Origin of the sequence: Paenibacillus sp. PCH8 (assembly GCF_002968835.1) — a bacterium.
Classification (GTDB): Bacteria; Bacillota; Bacilli; order Paenibacillales; family Paenibacillaceae; genus Paenibacillus.
Genome location: NZ_PKQK01000003.1, coordinates 870,995 through 892,594, shown reverse-complemented (window position 1 = coordinate 892,594; position 21,600 = coordinate 870,995). Strand labels below are relative to the sequence as shown.

The window sequence follows — 21,600 nt, the reverse complement described above, 5'->3', positions numbered from 1 at the left end:
AAGGGGCTATCCCATAAGTCATGAACATGGCTAGGGGATAGTCCCTTCTTCATGTGATTTTTTCATGTAATCGTCAACTTCTATTATTATTTTCTGCGAAATAATACCGTACAAAGTATACGGATGACAAATGAAATGTATATATACAAGATATTACTAATTATTTAGAAACTTTTTCCTGAACCAAGCGTCTAATCATATGAGTTTTGAGGGGATAACACTACGTGGGAGCAGAAGGAGCCAAAGATAAAGAATGAATCTGAAGAAGAAATTATCCATTTATACCGCTATAGCCGTTTTTCAAGCATTTGCAATCGGTTCGGTGAATGCACAATCCGTATCTCAAAGTAACACGGCGTCAGTAAACACGGCCAAAGTAGAAACGGTTGAGGTGCTAAAGGAAGAGCAACCGCTTGCAGAGCGTGAAGTGAAGACTGGGAACGCATCCATCAACGCTCCGTCCGCTGAAGCAAAGAAAACCGAGAATTCGACAGGCACTGAGGCAACGCCGACAGCAGATGTGAAAAAACCCGCCATCGATGGGGGAGAGACGACTACAGATGAGGCGAGTACGAAACCGGCGATTCAGGCGGGAACTACGGAGGATGTTGAAACGCAAGTTACACCTGCTCAAGTAGAGCAACCATCTATTGGAGGGGATTCTACCGCAGGATCAGGCGGAAATCTGACGTTGTTCATGAATAGCAACAAAATGGAGCAGGACGGGAAAACGTATCTTGCCGGCCAGCCCATGACTGTCAAAAACGGTGTATCGTATGTTGCGATTCGTGCTCTGGTGGACCGTGTGGGATACGGGGTCAAATACGATAACCAAACCAAGGAAACCGTCATCATCAGTGGTGACCATGAGCTCCGATTCAAAACCAACAGTAAGGTCTATACCGTAAATGGAGAGTCGAGAACGATGAAAGGCCCTGCTTATCAACAAAAAAGTACGTTTATGGTACCTTTAACTTCCATTACTCAAGCGCTGAACATCACCTATAAAGTGAATCAGTCAGCTAAAACGGTTGTACTGAATCTAAATACGAAACCGGTCGCAAGCTTTACCATTTCCCAAAAAGAAATTTTTGCGGGCGATCTGGTGGACTATATGACTTCTTACAGTTCTCCAAATGGACTGAAGATCGTTGATGAACGTTGGACAGGCCGTCAGGAATCGTTTGATCAAGCGGGTACATATACGATTTCATATCAAGTTCAGGATTCAAACGGCCAATGGAGTGATCCCTATTCGATTACGCTTGAAGTTCTGGAGCCTAATCTTCCTCCTGTAGCCATGTTTACGACGGACAAGGAACAATACAAAATGGGCGAAAAGATAACGTATATCGACAAAAGTACAGATGATGAAAATAATATTGTTAAAGTGGTGTGGGAGAACGATTCGCTTGCATTCTTTGAACCGGGTCCCAAAACAGTGACGCTTACGGTTACAGACAACCACGGTGCTGCGAATACGTACTCCAAAGTCATCACGATAACGAATGAGACGTTATATGCTTTTTCTGATTTTAATGTACTCTTCACCCCGGTTGGACAGAAATTTGTCTTTAACGGTGGTGAAGTGACTTCTATGGAAAAAGTACCTTATACGTATACGGATGAGCCAAGTCTGTTGATCCGCAGCAACAGTCCGGAAACGGTTAATACGGAAGGTATTGTATATAAAGAATCATCACTGGGTCAGACCCGTTTCATGATTCACCATGTGAACAATACAGGCAAAAGAGTGAAAATGTATGTTATTGCAACAAACAACAACCCATATGCGGCAGTATTTGAACAACAAAATATGGGCTTCGCGGGACCGACTCCGTTTGCTACCGTAGCCGGGAAATTGTCTATTGATAAATGGTTCAAGTCGATTCAGACTGGAGCGGACATAAAGAAAGAGTATTTCCAGCCGGGAGAAAGCAAACTGATTTTGACCGAACTAAGTGCACTTCCGATGAAAGAAGGGCAAGTTATCTCTCTCTATTCCGATGCTTTTACCGATTATAGACTTGACTATAACGTGATCTTGGTCGAAGAAAATAAAGATCCGATGGCTGTATGGTCCACATTGCCGGTTCTGGATCGTGATGGTGTGCACAACCGTGGAACATATCCAAATGCAACACGGATTATTACGTATGACCAAGAAATCGGTTCGAAACCCGCACGTCTTCCGCTCGGAGATAATACCAGTGATCCAAACTTGGTGGGTACGGACCCTATGGCCTTTACAGAAGCTTCCAACGCAGGCAACTTCGGTGTATTATACAAAATCACATTGAAAAATGTCGCTCCGCGTACGCTGATTTCATTCAACCCTCGTGGAGGCAAATACTCAGGTGTAGCACTCGTGAATGGACAGGTCGTTCAGATCTCCACTGGAAAATCAGTCACGGCACCGAATGAGCAAAGTGTGATGTACCGCACAGGTTCGACTGGCGAAAGTGTTACGATTCTCTTCTCGGCAGCACCAGGCAGCAACTTGCCTGTTAACCTGCTATTCACGCCGCTTCCGGCTGAAAAGTAATTTCACATGAACATGCACGGACGGTTCGGAAAAGTCGCCCGAACGATTGATCATCTGAACCGTCCAGAAAGGACTCCGTGAAAATGCAATGTCATTAGCTCAAGGCTAAACGTAATGACAATGCATGTGAATGGAGTCCTTTTTCAATAGGTCACAGAAATCGGGGGAACCCGGTGCCTTCGTTGACTCCAAGCCTAAATTAATGCATTATTAGAGGATACAAGAAAGCAAAAGTTTCCGCTTTTTGCAGAAACAACTGTCGCTCTATGAATGATGCAAAATGCTCGTATGACAGGAGGTGCTTAGATCATGCTGTCGACAGAACAGATTATTACAACCATGTCCTCACAGGGGCTCCGCATAACCGATCAGCGGAAGACACTGGCCCGGTTATTTGCCGAGTCTCCCGGGTATCTTACACCCAAGGACGTCTATGAATATATGGGTAAGACATACAGTGGACTAAGTTTTGACACGGTATATCGTAATCTGCGTGTGATGCAGGAATTGGGTGTATTGGAACAGGTCATCTTTGAAGATGGCGTCAAATTCAAAGCACATTGTAGTGAAGACCATCATCATCATCATATGATCTGTCTGAAATGTCAGAAGACATATCCAATTATTTTTTGTCCGATGCAGCTTGCGGATGCGCCTGAGCAATTTCAGGTCGTGGATCACAAGTTCGAAGTGTTCGGATATTGCAAGGACTGCGTGGAGCATGCTCCGGCCAAAACGACGTCCGGACATCAACACGCTCACGGGAAGCGCTGACGATGAAGTTATCACGCAAAATAGCTCAGGCACCCATTCGAGTGTACCGCAACTATATTTCTCCATTGAAGCCGCCCACATGTCGATTCTATCCAACTTGTTCGGCCTACGCTATGGAGGCGATTGAAGTGCATGGTGCGCTCAAAGGCTCATTGTTAACAGCGAAACGTATAGCCAAGTGTCATCCGTTTCATCCAGGTGGTGTAGATCTGGTGCCGCCGAAGGCAGAGAAGTCTATGATGGTGTCGGAGTAACGATATAATCAGAAGGCATTCGGGTGGTCTGGAAGTAGCCTAGGATTGAACTTGAGTATGCTGTCCACTTGACAAAGGGGCCCGCATTTCAGTATATTTTTCCTATATATCCTGTTAAAAAAGTTTGGTTATATGATTTCCAGTGAAGGGATAAGTACAGACACACCCCCAGTGCAGAGAGCCGGATGAGCTGAGAACCGGTCTGGGAGGAGGATGGAAATGGTCCCGGAGGAACCTCTTCCGAGCGTGCAGATAGTGATTTTATTGCTGCTGTCGTAAGGCTGAGGCGTGATCCAGCGTTAATGGGCGGTCGAAGGACCGACAGAGCCTGTGTTTTGTGAAAGATACAGGGAATTTGGGTGGTAACACGTGAGAGCAACTCTCGTCCCATAGGGGCGGGAGTTTTTTGTGTTCTTTTTTAGATAAAAGTGCACAAAAAGCAGGAACATTTGAAGGAGGAGAAGTCATTCATGGCTGACCAAAAGACATTTTATCTAACAACACCGATTTATTATCCGAGTGACAAATTGCATATTGGGCATGCGTATACAACGGTGGCAGGAGATGCGATGGTTCGTTACAAGCGTCTGCGCGGGTATGCCGTGCGTTATCTGACTGGAACGGATGAGCATGGCCAGAAGATTGAACGCAAGGCTCAGGAGAAAGGACAGTCTCCGCAGGCATTTGTAGATGATATCGTTGTGGGCATCAAGGAATTGTGGAACAAGCTGGACATCTCCAATGACGACTTCATCCGTACAACAGAAGAACGCCACAAAACGGTAGTTCAGGATATCTTTGACCGTCTGTTGAAACAGGGAGATATCTATAAAGGCGAGTATGAAGGCTGGTACAGTATCCCGGATGAGACATATTACACAGAGACCCAATTGGTTGATGTGGAGAAAAATGAGAAGGGCGAGATTATTTCGGCCAAAAGCCCGGACAGCGGTCACCCTGTTGAACTGGTCAAAGAAGAATCCTATTTCTTCCGCATGAGCAAATATGCAGATCGTCTGTTGAAATATTATGAAGAGAACCCTGGCTTTATTCAGCCGGAGTCCCGCAAGAACGAGATGATCAATAACTTCATTAAGCCAGGTCTGGAAGACTTGGCCGTATCGCGGACCACATTTGAATGGGGCGTCAAAGTCAAAGGCGATCCAAAACACGTGGTATATGTGTGGATTGATGCGTTGTCCAACTATATTACAGCTCTGGGTTATGGTTCTTCCGATGCATCCCTGTATGACAAGTTCTGGCCTGCGGACGTGCATCTGGTGGGTAAAGAAATCGTGCGTTTCCATACGATTTATTGGCCAATCATGTTGATGGCGCTGGACCTGCCTTTGCCGAAGAAAGTCTTCGCACATGGCTGGTTGTTGATGAAGGATGGCAAGATGTCCAAATCAAAAGGTAATGTCGTTGACCCAGTTACTCTGATTGACCGCTACGGTCTGGATGCACTGCGTTATTACCTGCTGCGTGAAGTCCCATTTGGTTCCGATGGTACATTTACACCGGAGAGCTTCGTAGAACGTGTGAACTCCGATCTCGCGAATGACCTCGGTAACCTGTTGAACCGCACGGTTGCCATGGTAGAGAAATATTTCGAAGGTAAAGCTCCTGCATTTGCAACGAATGTGACTGAATTTGATGTTTCGCTGGAAGAAGCGGGTCATGCAACGGTGGAAAAAGTGGAACAAGCGATGGAAAACCTGCAATTTTCCGTGGCACTCACGGCGATCAGCCAGTTTGTCAGCCGCACCAACAAATACATTGATGAGACGCAGCCGTGGGCGCTGGCTCGTGATGAAGCGAAACGCGATGAATTGGCGTCCGTGATGTCTCATCTGATCGAGAGCTTGCGAATTTCTTCCATTCTGTTGCAACCGTTCCTCACGCGTGCTCCACGTAAAATCTGGGCACAGCTCGGCATTCAGGAAGGTGAACTCACGGCTTGGGATTCAGCCAAGCAATGGGGCCTGATTCCAACTGGAAACGCCTTACAAAAAGGTGATCCAATCTTCCCGCGTTTGGATTCCGAGCAGGAGATTGCTTATATCTCTGAAGCAATGACTGGCGGACAAAAAGCGGCACAGCCTGAAGCAAGTCAAACAGATGCTGGAGCTTCGGCTGCTGTTGAGCCAGTGACTGCACCTGAAGGCACGGAAGAAATCGGCATTGACGATTTTGCCAAAGTCGAACTGCGTGTCGCTCAAGTCATTGCCTGTGAACCTGTCAAAAAAGCTGATAAATTGTTGAAATTGCAGCTGGATCTGGGTTACGAGCAGCGTCAGGTTGTATCGGGTATTGCGAAATTCTATTCGCCTGAAGAGATGGTGGGACGCAAAGTCATCTGTGTGACCAATCTCAAACCGGTGAAACTCCGTGGTGAATTGTCTCAAGGTATGATTCTGGCGGCATCTCATGGCGACCAGCTCACCCTGGCTACCGTGCCGGACAATATGCCTAATGGTGCACAAGTAAAATAAGACAATTTTGAATATGTCGAAATTTTGACACGAGGTGGCCCGAATTAAATTCGGGTCCTTTTTTGTTGGGAGAATTCACAACTGACGGGAAGCGAACAAGCATATACTGTTATGAACTCCGTACTTCGGGAGAGAATGAATAGGACGGGATAGCTTGACAAGTACGAGCAGGTTACCTATAATTCTTTTAGTAATATTTACGATTAAGAGATGCGGAGTGAATCATAATGATCATTAATAAAAGTAGTCATTTATCAGAGGTTAGCGGCCCTGTGAAGACCAGCAAAAGAAGCAAAATGAAGTTGCTATGGAGCGGTCTGCTTATACTCAGTTTACTGGTGTTGTCCGCATGTGGGCAGAATAGTTCCAATACTGCGAAGATAGTGGAAGGCAAAGTGAATGTCGTGACGACATTTTATCCGGTATATGCGTTTACAGCTGCAATTGGTGGGGAAGATGCCAACGTCATTAACCTGCTACCGACGGGTGTGGAACCCCATGACTGGACTCCTAAGAGTCAGGATATTGTCAATACATCCAAGGCACAGCTGTTCTTCTATAATGGAGCTGGACTGGAAGGATGGGTGCCGAACTTCCTGAAATCGCTGAACAGCGATACGAAGGTGAAGTCTGTTGCAGTCAGTGAAGGGGTTAAGCTGTTAACGGCTGAGGGCGATGATGGACATGGTCATGGCGAGGAACATGAAGACGAGCATACAGATGATCACGCAGACGAGGGCACGAGTGAAGAAGTTGCCGATCACCATATTGATCCACATACATGGGTTAGCCCGAAATCGGCCATGATTATGGCTGAGAACATTAAAAATAGTCTGGTCGAGGCAGATCCTGACCACAAGACAGGTTACGAACAACGATATCAAGAGCTTCGTACGAAGCTTGAGACGCTGGATCAGCGCTTTGTAGACGAATTGGCTACAGTACCAAACAAAGAAATTGTCGTGTCACACCAAGCCTTCGGTTACCTTGCACGTGATTATGGACTAACCCAGCATGCCATAATGGGACTATCCCCAGATGCAGAACCGACAGGACAGGATATTGTGAAGCTTGCGAAGCTCGTTAAAGATGAAGGGATCAAATACATTTTCTTCGAAGAGCTGGTATCTGACAAATTGGCGAAAACATTGGCAAGTGAAGCAGGTGTCGAGACGATGGTACTTAATCCGGTTGAAGGATTGACCCAGGAACAGGCCACCAACGGGGATGATTATTTCACTCTGATGGAGAAAAATTTGCAAAATCTGCTGATCGCATTAAAATAAGATAGAATGAAGGATTCGCCATATAATCCTTATATAGAATGAAGGGCGGCTTTGCCATGCAGCAAATCATGCCACTATGTCATGATCCAATTATAGAGATTGAGAAACTATCATTTTCCTATGGGGACCAGCGAGTGATTGAGAATCTCGATTTTATGGCCCAGGAACGGGACTTTGTCGGGATTATCGGTTCGAACGGGGCGGGTAAAACGACATTGCTGCGCATGCTTGTCGGACTATTGCCTCCTGCGCAGGGAGATATCAAGCTGTTCGGACAGTCGATCCGCAAGTTCAAGGACTGGGACCGAATTGGGTATGTACCGCAAAAAAATGCGTTTAACCCCTTATTCCCCGCAACGGTTCGTGAAGTGGTCATGTCCGGATTGTATAATAACAAAAACATGTTTCGGCGTATGTCTCGCAAATGTCAGCAGCAGTGCACGGATGCCATGCAGGTGATGCGCATTGAGGATCTTGCGAACAAACGTATTGGACAGCTGTCTGGTGGGCAGCAGCAGCGCGTATTTTTGGCACGAGCGCTTATCAATCACCCGGATCTGTTGATTCTGGATGAACCCACAGTCGGTATTGATGCTGAATCCCAGGCCAGTTTCTTTGAACTGATTACGCATATGCATGAACATCACCGCATGACTTTTCTGATGGTGTCTCATGATATGGATCGGATGGAGAGTTATCTGGGTTCTGAAGCAGCGGTAACGAATGGCAAAATTAATTTCCATGTACGTCACTCGCATGAGGTCGAGGATTGTGCCGAGACCAACCTGCAACATACCACTGCACAGGTGCGCTAGCCGTGTTCATGGCCAACTAGATTAGAGCAAGGCCGAAGGAGTCGTGTTTGTTTTGGAAATATTAATGAGTGATTTTTTTCAGCGTGCGCTGGCAGGTGGATTGTTAATTGGCATTACTGCTCCGCTGATCGGATTATTTCTGGTGTTACGGCGATTATCCATGATCGGAGACACCTTGTCTCATGTCACCATCGCCGGCGTTGCACTCGGATTTTTGATTGAAGTGTATCCGATTGCGGTGGGCTTGATATTTGCCGTGCTTGCTTCCTTTGCAATAGAGAAGCTTCGTAAAGCCTATAAAAGTTACGCCGAATTATCGATAGCCATTATTATGTCCGGTGGAGTAGCGCTGGCTTCATTGTTCTTTACGCTGGGCAAAGGTTATAATGCAGATGTCATGAGTTACTTGTTCGGTAGTATATATACTTTGGATGCTACGGATCTCAAGCTGGTAGGTGTGGTTACGCTGATCGTTGTGATCGTTGTAGCGTTGTTACATAAGGAATTTTTCCTGTTGAGCTTTGAGGAAGATGCTGCAGCGGTTACTGGGTTACCTGTTCGAATACTCAACATGTTGATCACGGTGATGACTGCACTCGTCATTAGTACCGCGATCAAGATTGTCGGTGCACTTCTGGTGTCGGCGCTGTTGACCATTCCGGTAGCTGTCAGTCTGCTGATGGCCCGAAGTTTCAAATCCGCCATTATTCTGTCCGTAGTCATCGGTGAAATTGCGGTGGTGATTGGACTGGTAGTCGCAGGCATCTGGAACCTCGCACCTGGAGCAACGATTGTATTGTTGCTGATCATGATGCTTATTCTGACGATGATTGGAAAAAAAGGGTTCCGGGCCTGACGACTGAACGAGCAAGCACGAGAGTCCGGGGAAGGGAGACATCCGCTTCATGCCTGATGTTAATGTATGGATGGCTTTTGTAGCAGGTTTGGTCTCATTTATATCACCATGTTGTCTTCCGCTGTATCCGTCGTACCTTTCTTACATCACAGGTATGACGGTGCAACAATTGAAGGATGACCGCAATCAACGAGAAGTCCGTTTTAAGACGATGACGCATACGCTGGCGTTTATTTTAGGCTTCTCGGCTGTATTTTATTCTCTTGGCCTTGGTGCCGGACTGTTTGGCCAATTTTTCAATGATAACCGAGAACTGATTCGGCAATTGTCTGCTATTTTGATTATGCTTATGGGGTTATTTTTGCTTGGTGTGTTCAAGCCGCAGTTTCTGATGAAGGAACGCAAGCTGGATATGAAATGGAAACCAGCAGGCTATCTGGGCTCTTTTATATTTGGCATCGGTTTCTCAGCAGGCTGGTCGCCGTGTATTGGCCCTATTCTGGCAACAATCATTGCTATGGCTGCAAGTGAGCCCACAACCTGGCTGGCGTTGATTACAGGTTATACTGCAGGATTTGCGATACCGTTTTTCATTTTGGCGTTCTTCATCGGTTCGACACGCTGGATTCTTAAATACTCCAATGTCATGATGAAAGTCGGGGGAGCATTAATGTTGTTACTTGGCATTTTACTTTTTACGGATCAGATGACCCAAATAACGATCTGGTTGCAACAGATTACCCCGGACTGGATGATTATTTAAAGGCAATGAACTGAAATAAGAATTGGAACTTAAAGAGCGAAGCAGAACAGGTTACATGATACCAGAGCGAGTCTGGATCATGTAACCTGTTTTTAGTCTTTTTATCCGGTACAACGCATGAGTTAGACCAGACGCTGATCTCTCTTAGGTGAAGTAATCAATTTTGGCTAGTGGAAAATGTTCAAAGATCCGTTCCGTAATAAACTCACGCAGCGCATCTTGCTGGTCATCCTTATACACGTACTTATACTGTCCCCAGCGGCCCCATTTCATCTTGCGTTTCTCGATATCCATCTCCAACTTGGTTTTGGGATACCGCTTCTCAATGGTCGCTTTGGCCGTTTTGGTAAAACGGTGTTGAATCATCTCAAAGGTGAGATCCTTGGTTGCCTCTTCAGGAAGTGTATCTGCGAGCTTCTGCAAAAGCTCTGAATAGCCTTCTTCCCAGCCTTCATACCACATAATAGGAGCGATAATGAAACCCAAAGGATAACCGGCATGTGCAATTTTCCCAGCAGCTTCAATCCGTTCCTCAAACCTGGAGGTAGCCGGTTCAAAATTTTTGATCACATAATCCGAATTGACGCTAAACCGGATACGAGTGTGGCCATTATGCTTAATATTTAATAACGGATCTACATGATGAAATTTGGTCACGAAACGCAAGCGTCCATACTCTTCTTCCGCCATAAAGCGGATCAGATCACTTAAATTTTCTGTAATATGCTCAATTCCTACGGGATCAGAAGTACAGGCTGCTTCAAATCGTGTGATCTCAGGCGCGCGTTCTTCGATGTATCCCTTGGCAGCCTGAATAATCTCCTCCGTATTGACATACACACGGACATAGGGTTTGGCGCCAAGCGTCGTTTGAAGATAACAATAATGACAATGGCCCATGCAGCCAGTAGAGATCGGAATGGCATATTCCGCTGAAGGTTTGGATTGGTCAAACTTGAGTGTTTTGCGCACGCCGACGACCAGAGTACGCTTCGCCATCCGATACTTCTCCTGCTCGGTCTCACCGGGCAGGTTCGTAATCCGATTATGGGATGTGGTCATCTGATATGGAATGTCATTGGATGTGACCCATTCCATAATTCGTTTGCCTTTGTCATAATCCAGCGCACCAGGTTCAAAATACACTAAATCGGGAATAAAGGGTTTAGTACCTTTTGCTTTGCGAACCGGGGGTGTGGCTACACTTGTGCTCACGGAATCACTCCTTTCAATGCGGAACATAGCTTAGTTTGCCTCATTCCGGGTGAAGTCACGCCTGCCAATTACTTGAGGAACAGAGGATGCGTGGTTTGTGAAGGACTTGCCAATGCGTGTTGATAACATGTATCATTATAAGATAGGGACCAGGCACGAATAGGGGCCGGTCTGAGAGAAGAGAGGGAAGCAGATGCCAACGCCCAGTATGGAAGACTATTTGGAGCGTATATACAAATTAATTGATGAAAAGGGCTATGCTCGTGTGTCTGATATAGCTGAAGGACTGGAAGTACATCCTTCATCGGTGACGAAGATGATCCAAAAGCTGGACAAAGACGAGTATCTGATCTATGAGAAGTACCGCGGGCTGGTACTTACGCCAAAAGGCAAAAAAATGGGCAAACGTTTGATGGAGCGCCATCATCTGCTTGAACAATTTTTGTCGACGATTGGTGTTCAGGAAGAAAACATCTACAATGATGTCGAAGGTATTGAACATCACCTGAGCTGGGACTCCATTACCTGCATTGAGTCTTTGGTTGAATACTTCCGTCAGGATGAGAGTCGGTTACGTGACCTTAAAAATCTTCAACATGTAATGAGTAATACGGAGTCTTGAGTTTAGCGGATGATGTGGTTGATTGAATATGGTGATATACAATGAATTGTATCGTATAACCAAAGGATGCTTCTTGCCGTTTCTAGGGCGAGAAGCATTTTTTGGTTTGGGTTCACACCATAATTTGGTCATTTTCGCAACTAAACCAACATTAGAAGCGTCTATTAAACTAGTAGAATTTACCGCAAATTTATATGATTTTGGAGGACTGCACTGATGAATTTTCGTAAAGGATTGACCCTGCTGCTTATTATTGTTCTAGGTTTGCAGACAGCAGGCATGACAGCACAGGCAGCCGGGCAGAAGGAAATTTCTATTTTTCTGGACGGCACTCGCCTGGAATCGGATGTATCGCCTTACATCCTGCCCAAAGTAAATGTAACCATGGTTCCTTTGCGTGTAATTAGCGAGGGACTGGGTGCATCTGTCCTATGGTCTCAGGCTACACGTACCGTGACCATTCAGAAATCTGGTTCGGTCATCACCATGACGAGCGGACAGCAGCAGGCTACAGTGGATAACTCGATCGTTGGACTGGATGCATCTGTAGAATTGAAGCAAGGACGAGTGATGGTACCCATTCGATTCGTCAGTGAAAATCTGGGCATTCGGGTGAACTGGAACCAATCAGCCCAGACCATTGATCTGTACACAGGAGACGGATCAACAACGACACCTGAACCAACACCGGCTATACCAGCACAGCCTGGAGGTACGGGGACGGTACCAACTACAGATGAGATGCGGGGCGCATGGATCTCAACGGTAAATGGAGACTGGCCTTCATCGGGTGCCAAGGGAAATGCCGAGAAGCAAAAACAGGAGTACACGAAACAGCTGGATAGCTTGCAAGAAATGGGAATTAACGCTGTATTTGTTCAAGTAAGAGCAAATGGGGATGCGATCTATCCTTCGGGTCTCGTACCTTGGAACAGTGTTCTGACAGGGACACAAGGTAAAGATCCCGGTTATGATCCTCTCGAATTCATGATTGAGGAAGCACACAAACGGGGTCTGGAATTTCATGCCTGGTTCAATCCGTTCAGAGCTACCAATTCAGCCAATACAACGAGTCTGGCTGCAAACCACATTTTCAAACTTCATCCCGAATGGATTGTGAATGCATCAGGCAAAATGTACATTAACCCGGGTATCCCGGAAGCCCGACAGCATATTATCGATACGATCATGGAAGTGGTCAATCAATATAATATTGATGGCGTACATTTGGACGATTATTTCTATCCATCCAATGTGACCTTCAATGATGATGCAGCTTTCCAAACGTATAACACACTCAACACCAAAGACCGTGCTGAATGGCGTCGGGACAATATTAATCAATTCGTCAAGCAACTGGGACAGAGTATTCACAGGGTTAAGGCTGATGTTGAATATGGAATTAGTCCATTTGGCGTATGGCGGAACAAATCCGCAGATCTGACGGGCTCCGATACCAAAGCAGGTGTCACTGCGTATGATAGCATGAATGCGGATGTGCGGACATGGATCAACCAAGAGTGGATTGACTATGTTGCACCTCAGGTATATTGGAGCATGACACTCAGTGTTGCCCGATATGACAAAGTCGTTGACTGGTGGGCGAATGAAGTGGCTAACACGAATGTAAAATTGTATATCGGCCACTCCCCTTATAAGCTAGGAACTCCGGAGATTGGTTGGCAGACATCTCAAGAGATTATTGATCAGTTAAACTACAATAAGAAATATTCTTCGGTTAAAGGGGATATTTTCTTCAGTTCGCAGTATCTGACGAAGAACCCTTTAGGTTTGGTTGCCAAATTGAAATCTTATTATGGTCTCTAGAACATTTTATTTATTGTAGTTATAAGACTAACCCTCGTTCTCATACAGTGGCAGTAGAAACATGGCTGCCTGGAGAACGGGGGTTTTTGTGTGTTAATTAACGCGGTGTTTGAAGGTGGAGGCGTAAAGGGAATTTCCCTCGCAGGTGCTGTGCAGGGTGCTCAGGATTGTGGCGTGCAGTTCAATCGGGTGGCGGGGACATCATCCGGTTCCATTGTAGCTGCACTGCTCGCGGCGGGTTATCGGGCCGAAGAGATGAAAGTCATTATTGAGAATACGCCGTTTGCTTCATTGCTGCGTCGTTCTCCCATATTTAATACCCGATGGATTGGACCCGCCGCGAGGCTGTTCTTGAAGAAGGGACTGTATTCGGGGGAAGCGCTGGAATCATGGATTCGCAAGATGCTGGATCAGAAAGGGATTCGCACGTTTGCTGACTTGCCTCAAGGTAAGCTGCTCATTACGGCCTCAGACATATCCAATGGGACCATTCTGGTGCTTCCAGATGATATTCGGCGCTTCGGAATTGATCCGGCCAAGTTGGATGTTGCGAAAGCGGTACGTATGAGTTGCAGTATTCCCTATTTTTTTGATCCGGTCGTGATACGCAAATCGCCGGTATTCTCCAAGGGGTTGCCTTTTCAAGATCAGTTCGTATACGTGGTAGATGGTGGATTGCTTAGCAATTTTCCGCTGTGGCTCTTTGATGGTGATCGTTCGGAACGTGGGGGAGATATTATTCCTGTTGTTGGATTCAAAATGGTAGGTAAGACGGAAGTGGAGCCTGCGAGGATTAAAGGACCGCTAAGCATGCTTCAGGCACTTGTGGAGACGATGCTCACAGCACATGATGAACGCTATATCGAACAGATTAACCGGTTTCGTACCGTGAAAATACCAACGCTTGGAATTAAACCGACGCAGTTTCATTTATCGGTACAGGATAGTACAGCTTTATATCGATCTGGAGCAACTGCTGGAACCGAATTTTTTGATGGATGGAATATGAAGATATATGATGATCAGTTAGACAAACAAAGAAAAGAACTGCGCAAGAAACAGGCGGAAGCTCCACCTAAGATTCCTGTATAGACGAAAAAAAAGCAATTCTCCGCATGGTGGGAGAATTGCTTTTCTGCATGTTCACTGATTTTAGTGGAATTTCGGTATATCTTCATCGTTGCTTTTTCCCTTTTGTCCCTGTATAACCTGGAAAGGGTAATCCTTACGTTTCTTCGAAGAGCCACTGCTCTTTCTGGTGCTAGACTGTGCGTTTACTTTCGCCATGGTTCGGGCCGATGGCTTGATTTTCGGTGACTTTGCTTTTTGTGCCCAACGGCGCGGCGGATACTTATACAGCAGGAACACAACTCCGAACACGACCAGGGGGATAATAATTCTGGAAAGACTAGCGTTCCCCAGCCAAGTCAAGACTCCAACAGCAGCGAGTGCGATGAAGGTCCAAAATACGATTGCCTGCTTATTCATATCATTCACCCTTTCACAGGATCAAGTGTTGCAACAGGTACTTCTGATGTGGCCGAGACATTAGCGAGCTTGGCATCCAACTCGCGCATACGGTTAAACGAAGCAATGGATACTTCTACCTGTTCGTTGGTTGGTTCTTTTGTTGTAAGCAATTGCAGCCACAATCCCGGGTATCCGAGATAACGCAATACTGGAATGTCACGTACCGAGTTCGTGAGCTTTAACAGTTCAAAAGAAATGCCTAGCACAACAGGTAGCAGCAGTAGACGCTGGCCCATCCGTTCCCAGAGGTTATCGTAGGTGAAGAGGGAATACAGAAACACGCCGATAATGACAGTCAACATAATAAAACTGCTTCCGCAACGATAATGCAGCCTGCTGTACTTCTGCACATTCTCTGGCGTCAATTCTTCCCCGGCTTCATGTGCGCTGATGACTTTGTGCTCCGCTCCATGATACTGAAAGAGACGCTTGATCATCGGCGTCTGAGAGATGAGCCACAGATAGGCAAGCAACAGGATCAGCTTGATGCCGCCCTCCAGTAAATTATGCAAAAACTGATTGTCGAATGCATTTTTGAATAGAAAATTCTCAATGACAACAGGAAGCAATGTCAGCACAACTTTACCAAAAAGGAATGAGAGAATGGCTACTGCGGTAACACCAATGATCATGCTAAGGCTCCAGCCCGAACCTTCTTTCTCTTTTTGCTTGGCTTTTTCTTCCGGTTCCAGTTCATCATCAGCATAAGCGTCAGCAGAGTAGTTGAGATGTTTGCTGCCCTTGACACTTGAATCTATGATGCTGACAATTCCGCGTAATAAAGGAATCCGCCGCAATTTCGTGACCCAGGACTTGTCTTGCTTGGGAACTTCCAGATACGTAATTTCGCCGTCTTTTCTACGAACAGCTGTAACGTTGACATGTTTCCCACCAAACATTACGCCTTCAATGACAGCTTGCCCCCCATAGCTGACAGGCTTGGATTGTTGAGGCAAATTATTCACCTTCCTATTCTGTTCTAAGCCTTCGCAATCAAAGGCAGTTTAATAACCCTATTGTATCGAATTTTGAGAGCAATTTCTAGTTTGTACATCAATCCCCGAAGGATGTTGTTAAGATTGCCCTGATTTGACCATACTACCCCGTAGAACTAGGTGGAAAATTCGAGTGAAATTGCGGGGTTATCCTACTTACACGAAGGAGAATATCGATGACAGAACGTAAGCATGAAGATACAGCACCTCATGAAGATCAACGTTCACATGAACTGAAGCAAAAAGACAGAGATAGAGGCCCAGCCCATCGGCAAGGTCAGACGCATTACTACACGAATCCATTTTCGTTTGCTTTGGAGCTTGGCTTCTTTGCCGGTTTTATCTGGGGTGGGCTACACTGGCTATTCTATCTGCTGCATTTTACGATTGTGCCTGTGGGATTTCTGGCTGAGCCTTTTTTCAAACATCAATATATCTACACCGCAGCAGGACATTTGACAGGCTGGCTGTTTTTTATCGTCTTTTCCGTATTGGCCTCCTTGCTCTACACGTTCACGATCCGTAAACTGAAAGGTCCATTACCCGGCATGGTGTATGGCGTTGTTTGGTGGGTAATTCTCTTTATTCTGGTAGGGCCGAAAATGGGCATGATGAAGCCTCTGAATGGTTTAACGTGGGATTCGATCATCACGGAACTCTGTTTCTTTTTGCTCTGGGGACTGTTCATTGGTTATACAGTTGCTATGGAGTTCACGGATGAACGTAAACGTGAGCCGGAGCAAGCGGGGCTTAGCCGCAAAAAAGCTTCTCAATCCGGCAATGCCTGTGTTAAAATAGCAGATGGTTATTTGCAGAGAGGGTGGAGCAGCGGTGAAACGAATTATTGTGATCAATGGCCCGAACCTGAACATGCTGGGTGTACGTGAACCGGGCATCTATGGAACACTTAGTCTGAAGGATATTGAGGACAAAATTCGCAGACAGGCTGAAGAACTTAGTGTCTCCATCGCTTTTTATCAATCGAACCATGAAGGGGATATCATTGACCGCATTCATGCAGCCATGGGCAAGGACGACGGAATTATGCTGAATGCCGGAGCATTTACCCATTATAGCTATGCTATACGTGATGCAATCAATGCTGTTAAAGTTCCTACCGTGGAAGTTCATCTATCCAACATTCATGCACGCGAAGCGTTCAGACATCATTCAGTAATTGCAGCGGAAACAATCGGGCAGATTGCCGGATTTGGCGAAGTAAGCTATGAACTGGGATTGCTGGCTCTTGTGCGTCATCTGGACAAACAAACCTGAGCCGGGAACCCGGGAATGTGAGAGAAAGAAGGGTTACCGATGGAAAACAAAAGAGTAAATAAGTTGCGTGAAGCCATGCGTGGGCATGAACTCACAGCAATGCTGATTACGAATCCGATTAACCGTCGTTATATGACGGGCTTTACAGGTTCAGCGGGATATGTGCTGATTACGGAACAGGAAGCATACTTGCTGACTGATTTCCGTTACATGACACAGGCACCCCAGCAAGCCAAAGGTTTTACGGTGGTGGAGCACGGAGCCAAGCCAATGGATACGGTGCGCGAACTGTTATCATCCGCTAATATCAAAGAAGTTGGCTTCGAACAGGATACGGTTACATTTGGCACACATTCCGCTTATGCTGAGGCACTTCAACCCATTGAATTGAAAGCTGTATCTGGAACCGTGGAACAACTTCGCATGTTCAAGGATGAAGATGAGATCGCGGTTATGCAACGAGCTGCAGATCTGGCAGATGCTACATTCAGTCACGTACTGCAGTTTGCCAAACCAGGCATGACGGAGCGTGAAGTGGATCTGGAGATGGAATTCTTCATGCGTAAACATGGAGCGACTTCCTCTTCATTTGACACCATCGTAGCATCGGGTGAACGTTCTGCCATGCCTCACGGCGTAGCGAGCAGCAAGGTCATCGGACAAAATGAGTTGATTACATTTGACTTCGGTGCACTTTTGGACGGATACTGTTCAGATCTGACACGTACCATTGGAACAGGCACACCTGTACCTGAACTGCGCAAAATTTATGACATTGTACTGGAAGCTCAGTTACATACGCTGGAGAACCTGAAACCGGGTATGACCGGACGGGAAGCAGATGCACTGGCTCGTGATATCATTGCAGGTCACGGATATGGAGATCAGTTTGGACATAGCACAGGTCACGGTCTGGGCATGGAAGTTCACGAAGCTCCACGGTTGTCCAAACTTAGCGACGATATACTGAAACCGGGTATGGTGGTTACCGTTGAACCGGGTATTTATATTGACGGACTTGGCGGCGTGCGTATCGAGGATGACGTAGTGATTACCGAGACGGGTATTCATATTCTCACGAAGTCGGACAAGAAATTCACTGTAATTGGCTAGTATTTACTAGCCACTCGTGATATAAGACGATTTTTATTTTATAGATGGGTTATGTCCTGAGTTGTATGCGCAATAAGCGAAGTAGTGAAGGAGACGGAATCGATTCTGTAGAAGCGTTAGCGTTCGCCTTTGTCTCCCTATTTTAACCTTATACAAGTGCAATCAAAAAAATGGGAGACAACAGCGATCTGAAGAACGATCCGTAACCGGAACGGCCACGCCGCACATACTTATGAATTCAGGTTATCATCTCTAAATTAACCCATCGTCTCATATCACCACTTTTTAACCATATCAGGAGGGATTTTTTGTGATTTCAGTTAATGATTTTAAAACCGGCTTGACCATTCAAGTGGATAACGACATCTATACCGTACTTGATTTTCAACATGTTAAACCAGGTAAAGGCGCAGCCTTCGTACGTACCAAATTAAAAAACCTGCGTAACGGCAACACCGTTGAAAAAACATTCCGTGCAGGCGAAACACTTGGCCGTGCTATTATCGAAAACCGTGGTGTATCGTATCTGTACGCAAGTGGTACGGAGCACACGTTCATGGATAACGAAACGTATGATCAGTTCACATTGACTAGTGATCAACTGGAATGGGAATTGAACTTCATGAAAGAAAACATGAACGTAAAGATCATTAGCTACCAAGGTGAAATCCTCGGAATCGACTTGCCTACAAGCGTAGAGTTGAAAGTTATTGAAACGGAGCCAAGCGTAAAAGGTAATACTGCACAAGGTGCTACCAAAAACGCAAAAGTGGAAACAGGCTTGAATGTACAAGTTCCTTTGTTCATTAATGAGGGTGACGTTCTCCTGATCGATACACGTGAAGGTAAATACTCATCCCGTGCGTAATTTTCACATGCTGTAAGCTAAATAAACGCTGATAACAACCCTTTGCCATTCTATTGGCAGAGGGTTTTTTCGAAAAAAGATTAGCCTATCAGACGCTTTCGTAATATACTGGGTTAAAGTCATTTCTCGGTGAGAATAATGACGATGGACATCAATTATGCATACTGCACAAGGTAGGGAGTGGATTTGCGTTGTCATTGTACGTGATGAAATTTGGGGGCAGCTCGGTCGGAGATACGGAACGCATGAAACGTGTAGCCGGACGTGTTGTAGAAAAAGCTGATGCAGGACATCAGTGTGTAGTCGTGGTTTCGGCCATGGGGGATACAACGGATGATTTGATTGATCAGGCAAAACAACTGAACAGTGAACTGCCTGCTCGTGAGATGGATATGTTATTGACAACAGGAGAACAGATTTCGATCTCTTTATTATCCATGGCTATTCAAGCGCTTGGACGCAAGGCAGTATCATTTACGGGCTGGCAAGCGGGATTCCGCACAGAGCCGGTTCACGGGAAAGCACGTATTCATGATATTCACCCTGACCGTGTGAATGCAGCACTGGCCGAAGGTAATATTGTTATCGTTGCTGGCTTCCAAGGCATGACGGAAGACGGTGAGATTACCACGCTGGGACGTGGTGGTTCGGATACAACAGCTGTAGCTATGGCCGCAGCCATTAAGGCTGATGCCTGCGAGATCTATACGGATGTAGATGGAATCTATTCTACGGACCCACGGATCGTTAAGGTTGCGCGCAAGTTGAAGGAAATATCGTATGATGAAATGCTGGAACTGGCTAATCTGGGAGCAGCGGTGCTGCATCCGCGAGCAGTGGAGTACGCGAAGCATTCCGGTGTACCTCTAATTGTTAGATCCAGCTTTAACCATAATGAAGGAACGGTTGTGAAGGAGGAAGCAGCAATGGAACAAGGCGTAGTGGTGAGTGGTATTGCCTATGACAAAAACGTGGCTCGCATCAGTATTCTGGGTGTGCCGGATGTACCAGGCGTTCTGGCTGAAGTATTCGGTGCTCTTGCATTCGAACAGCTGGATGTGGACATTATCGTTCAGAGCGGAGTGATGGATGGCAAAGCGGACTTCTCGTTCTCTGTTGCATTGTCTGATCGAGAGAACGCATTGCGTGTCATTGAAAGCCTTCACAGCCGGTTGCCTTACCGTGAAGTCACATCCGAAGACAACCTCGTTAAAGTCTCTATTGTTGGCGCAGGTATGGTAAGTCACCCGGGTGTAGCTGCCAAGATGTTCAAAGTCATTTCCGCAGAAGGCGTGAGCATCAAGATGGTGAGTACTTCCGAGATCAAAGTTTCTTGTGTCATTGACGGCGATAAATTGCATGACGTAATTAAGGCATTGCATACAGCATATGATCTGGATACCGCTGAACAAGCCGTTATTGGCGGACCGCAAAATCGCAGATAAACGACTTCTGCACATGTAAATATAGCAAAGGTGTACAGTTGCCATCTGGCAACCGTACACCTTTTTGTTGTTCTCATAGCGAATTAAACAGCTTTCCTCCACGTATTCCGCGATAAGGGTGAATACGGTTCCCTTCCCCCATTTCGGGAACACAATCCAGCAAGTTAAGTTGAGAACAGTATGCAATATCATGAGCTTTTCCTAACTTTTCCAGCCTTCGTCCACCAGAAGATATCCTCACCAGATCAGGGATGCTTTCCCGACATTGGGAAACCGCCTGATGAAGCACCATGCCGAGATCGTTCAGCTGGATGGCAGAATGGGATTGACGGTGCAGTTCATCGATAATACAGCCAGCACACAACCCATCTTCCAATGCAAATTCATCCTGATCTCCCGCACATAACAGTAATACATCTCTTTGGAGTTCGCATAGAACAGCTGCGACAGCCTGCACATTCAGAAACGATCCAGCGAGTACATGTTTCGCTCGGGAAGCCTTGATCAATGCCCGGGTTCCATCGGTTGTGGTCAGTATGATCGTTTTGTCCGCAATGCCTTCTGTCATATATTCATAGGGGGAATTTCCCGCCTCGAATCCGGTGATTTTTTTGTCAAAACGTTCTCCACCCCGAATATAATCTTTCCCTGTCAATTGTTTGGCTTGTGGTACCGTCTCTACAGCAATTACAGCCGCAGCATCATACGCCAGAGCTGTAACGATCGTACTGGTCGTCCGCAGTACATCAATCACAACCGCACTACGTCCAGCGATATCAATGGTGCGTACTTCATTCACATTGCCTACGACATCGACTCGCACTCCCCACAACTCCTTTCTGTATCCGGGGGATCGGTATATCTTTTTCAGCCGGAATAGATCTTACCCGTATGCGAGCACTATATGCGAGCACATCTAGAC

General features: G+C 46.1%; 20 protein-coding genes. 16 read left to right on the top strand and 4 right to left on the bottom strand.

Going from position 1 to position 21,600, the window contains the following annotated elements; translation table 11 throughout:
• Nucleotides 1–253: 253 nt before the first annotated feature.
• From C0Q44_RS21390 to C0Q44_RS21355, 8 genes are all read left to right on the top strand, one after another.
• Nucleotides 254–2,545 (top strand): stalk domain-containing protein, encoded by a 2,292-nt coding sequence (locus C0Q44_RS21390; protein WP_105409236.1) that lies wholly within the window; start codon nucleotides 254–256, stop codon nucleotides 2,543–2,545.
• Nucleotides 2,546–2,854: 309 nt separating this feature from the next.
• On the top strand, nucleotides 2,855–3,319 hold the full coding sequence (locus C0Q44_RS21385) for a Fur family transcriptional regulator (protein WP_105409235.1): 465 nt from the start codon (nucleotides 2,855–2,857) through the stop codon (nucleotides 3,317–3,319).
• Between the two features lie 2 nt (nucleotides 3,320–3,321).
• A complete protein-coding gene (gene yidD, locus C0Q44_RS21380; protein WP_105409234.1) occupies nucleotides 3,322–3,573 on the top strand; it encodes a membrane protein insertion efficiency factor YidD in 252 nt (83 codons plus the stop codon).
• 428 nt (nucleotides 3,574–4,001) lie between these two features.
• Nucleotides 4,002–6,068, top strand: a complete 2,067-nt coding sequence (gene metG / locus C0Q44_RS21375) for a methionine--tRNA ligase (protein ID WP_258166465.1) — start codon at nucleotides 4,002–4,004, stop codon at nucleotides 6,066–6,068.
• 227 nt (nucleotides 6,069–6,295) lie between these two features.
• Nucleotides 6,296–7,354 carry a metal ABC transporter substrate-binding protein gene (locus tag C0Q44_RS21370; protein WP_105409232.1) on the top strand — a complete coding sequence of 353 codons (1,059 nt, stop codon included), beginning with the start codon at nucleotides 6,296–6,298 and terminating at the stop codon, nucleotides 7,352–7,354.
• A gap of 38 nt (nucleotides 7,355–7,392) precedes the next feature.
• Entirely contained in the window at nucleotides 7,393–8,169 is a 777-nt protein-coding gene (locus C0Q44_RS21365; RefSeq protein ID WP_258166464.1) for a metal ABC transporter ATP-binding protein, read from the top strand.
• Between the two features lie 52 nt (nucleotides 8,170–8,221).
• Nucleotides 8,222–9,025 carry a metal ABC transporter permease gene (locus tag C0Q44_RS21360; protein WP_105409230.1) on the top strand — a complete coding sequence of 268 codons (804 nt, stop codon included), beginning with the start codon at nucleotides 8,222–8,224 and terminating at the stop codon, nucleotides 9,023–9,025.
• Between the two features lie 49 nt (nucleotides 9,026–9,074).
• On the top strand, nucleotides 9,075–9,788 hold the full coding sequence (locus C0Q44_RS21355) for a cytochrome c biogenesis CcdA family protein (RefSeq protein ID WP_105409229.1): 714 nt from the start codon (nucleotides 9,075–9,077) through the stop codon (nucleotides 9,786–9,788).
• A 144-nt stretch (nucleotides 9,789–9,932) separates the two neighbouring features.
• Here C0Q44_RS21355 and splB read toward each other — a convergent pair whose 3' ends face one another.
• Entirely contained in the window at nucleotides 9,933–11,003 is a 1,071-nt protein-coding gene (splB, locus tag C0Q44_RS21350) for a spore photoproduct lyase (protein WP_105409330.1), read from the bottom strand.
• 193 nt (nucleotides 11,004–11,196) lie between these two features.
• On the opposite strand from splB, the gene mntR reads away from it, so the two are divergent.
• The 3 genes from mntR to C0Q44_RS21335 all read left to right on the top strand — a co-directional run bounded on the left by mntR (nucleotide 11,197) and on the right by C0Q44_RS21335 (nucleotide 14,544).
• Nucleotides 11,197–11,625: a transcriptional regulator MntR gene (mntR, locus tag C0Q44_RS21345; RefSeq protein WP_105409228.1), complete on the top strand. Its 429-nt coding sequence runs from the start codon at nucleotides 11,197–11,199 to the stop codon at nucleotides 11,623–11,625.
• A 216-nt stretch (nucleotides 11,626–11,841) separates the two neighbouring features.
• Nucleotides 11,842–13,452, top strand: a complete 1,611-nt coding sequence (locus C0Q44_RS21340) for a family 10 glycosylhydrolase (protein ID WP_105409227.1) — start codon at nucleotides 11,842–11,844, stop codon at nucleotides 13,450–13,452.
• A gap of 90 nt (nucleotides 13,453–13,542) precedes the next feature.
• Complete coding sequence (locus C0Q44_RS21335; protein WP_105409226.1) at nucleotides 13,543–14,544, top strand: patatin-like phospholipase family protein; 1,002 nt, start codon at nucleotides 13,543–13,545, stop codon at nucleotides 14,542–14,544.
• Between the two features lie 60 nt (nucleotides 14,545–14,604).
• Here the strand turns inward: C0Q44_RS21335 and C0Q44_RS21330 are convergent, their stop codons facing one another.
• Both C0Q44_RS21330 and C0Q44_RS21325 read right to left on the bottom strand, forming a co-directional pair.
• Nucleotides 14,605–14,940, bottom strand: a complete 336-nt coding sequence (locus C0Q44_RS21330) for a hypothetical protein (protein WP_105409225.1) — start codon at nucleotides 14,938–14,940, stop codon at nucleotides 14,605–14,607.
• A gap of 5 nt (nucleotides 14,941–14,945) precedes the next feature.
• Nucleotides 14,946–15,938, bottom strand: a complete 993-nt coding sequence (locus C0Q44_RS21325) for a DUF1385 domain-containing protein (RefSeq protein ID WP_105409224.1) — start codon at nucleotides 15,936–15,938, stop codon at nucleotides 14,946–14,948.
• Nucleotides 15,939–16,153: 215 nt separating this feature from the next.
• On the opposite strand from C0Q44_RS21325, the gene C0Q44_RS21320 reads away from it, so the two are divergent.
• The 5 genes from C0Q44_RS21320 to C0Q44_RS21300 all read left to right on the top strand — a co-directional run bounded on the left by C0Q44_RS21320 (nucleotide 16,154) and on the right by C0Q44_RS21300 (nucleotide 20,678).
• On the top strand, nucleotides 16,154–16,864 hold the full coding sequence (locus C0Q44_RS21320; RefSeq protein WP_105409223.1) for a YqhR family membrane protein: 711 nt from the start codon (nucleotides 16,154–16,156) through the stop codon (nucleotides 16,862–16,864).
• On the top strand, nucleotides 16,809–17,252 hold the full coding sequence (gene aroQ, locus C0Q44_RS21315; protein ID WP_105409222.1) for a type II 3-dehydroquinate dehydratase: 444 nt from the start codon (nucleotides 16,809–16,811) through the stop codon (nucleotides 17,250–17,252). Before C0Q44_RS21320 ends, aroQ begins: the two co-directional genes overlap by 56 nt.
• A 39-nt stretch (nucleotides 17,253–17,291) precedes the next feature.
• Complete coding sequence (locus C0Q44_RS21310; RefSeq protein ID WP_105409221.1) at nucleotides 17,292–18,365, top strand: M24 family metallopeptidase; 1,074 nt, start codon at nucleotides 17,292–17,294, stop codon at nucleotides 18,363–18,365.
• 310 nt (nucleotides 18,366–18,675) lie between these two features.
• Nucleotides 18,676–19,233, top strand: coding sequence for an elongation factor P (efp, locus tag C0Q44_RS21305; RefSeq protein ID WP_105409220.1), 558 nt, complete (start codon nucleotides 18,676–18,678; stop codon nucleotides 19,231–19,233).
• A 191-nt stretch (nucleotides 19,234–19,424) separates the two neighbouring features.
• A complete protein-coding gene (locus C0Q44_RS21300) occupies nucleotides 19,425–20,678 on the top strand; it encodes an aspartate kinase (protein WP_105409219.1) in 1,254 nt (417 codons plus the stop codon).
• Nucleotides 20,679–20,751: 73 nt separating this feature from the next.
• On the opposite strand, the gene C0Q44_RS21295 is transcribed toward C0Q44_RS21300, so the two are convergent.
• Nucleotides 20,752–21,501, bottom strand: a complete 750-nt coding sequence (locus tag C0Q44_RS21295) for a 2-phosphosulfolactate phosphatase (RefSeq protein WP_105409218.1) — start codon at nucleotides 21,499–21,501, stop codon at nucleotides 20,752–20,754.
• Nucleotides 21,502–21,600: the final 99 nt, after the last annotated feature.

Coding starts and splice junctions, on each gene's coding strand:
- C0Q44_RS21390 (WP_105409236.1), top strand. CDS start 254: ATGAATCTGAAGAAGAAATTATCCATTTATACCGCTATAGCCGTTTTT.
- C0Q44_RS21385 (WP_105409235.1), top strand. CDS start 2,855: ATGCTGTCGACAGAACAGATTATTACAACCATGTCCTCACAGGGGCTC.
- yidD (WP_105409234.1), top strand. CDS start 3,322: ATGAAGTTATCACGCAAAATAGCTCAGGCACCCATTCGAGTGTACCGC.
- C0Q44_RS21370 (WP_105409232.1), top strand. CDS start 6,296: ATGATCATTAATAAAAGTAGTCATTTATCAGAGGTTAGCGGCCCTGTG.
- C0Q44_RS21365 (WP_258166464.1), top strand. CDS start 7,393: ATGAAGGGCGGCTTTGCCATGCAGCAAATCATGCCACTATGTCATGAT.
- C0Q44_RS21355 (WP_105409229.1), top strand. CDS start 9,075: ATGCCTGATGTTAATGTATGGATGGCTTTTGTAGCAGGTTTGGTCTCA.
- mntR (WP_105409228.1), top strand. CDS start 11,197: ATGCCAACGCCCAGTATGGAAGACTATTTGGAGCGTATATACAAATTA.
- C0Q44_RS21340 (WP_105409227.1), top strand. CDS start 11,842: ATGAATTTTCGTAAAGGATTGACCCTGCTGCTTATTATTGTTCTAGGT.
- C0Q44_RS21330 (WP_105409225.1), bottom strand. CDS start 14,940: ATGAATAAGCAGGCAATCGTATTTTGGACCTTCATCGCACTCGCTGCT.
- C0Q44_RS21320 (WP_105409223.1), top strand. CDS start 16,154: ATGACAGAACGTAAGCATGAAGATACAGCACCTCATGAAGATCAACGT.
- C0Q44_RS21310 (WP_105409221.1), top strand. CDS start 17,292: ATGGAAAACAAAAGAGTAAATAAGTTGCGTGAAGCCATGCGTGGGCAT.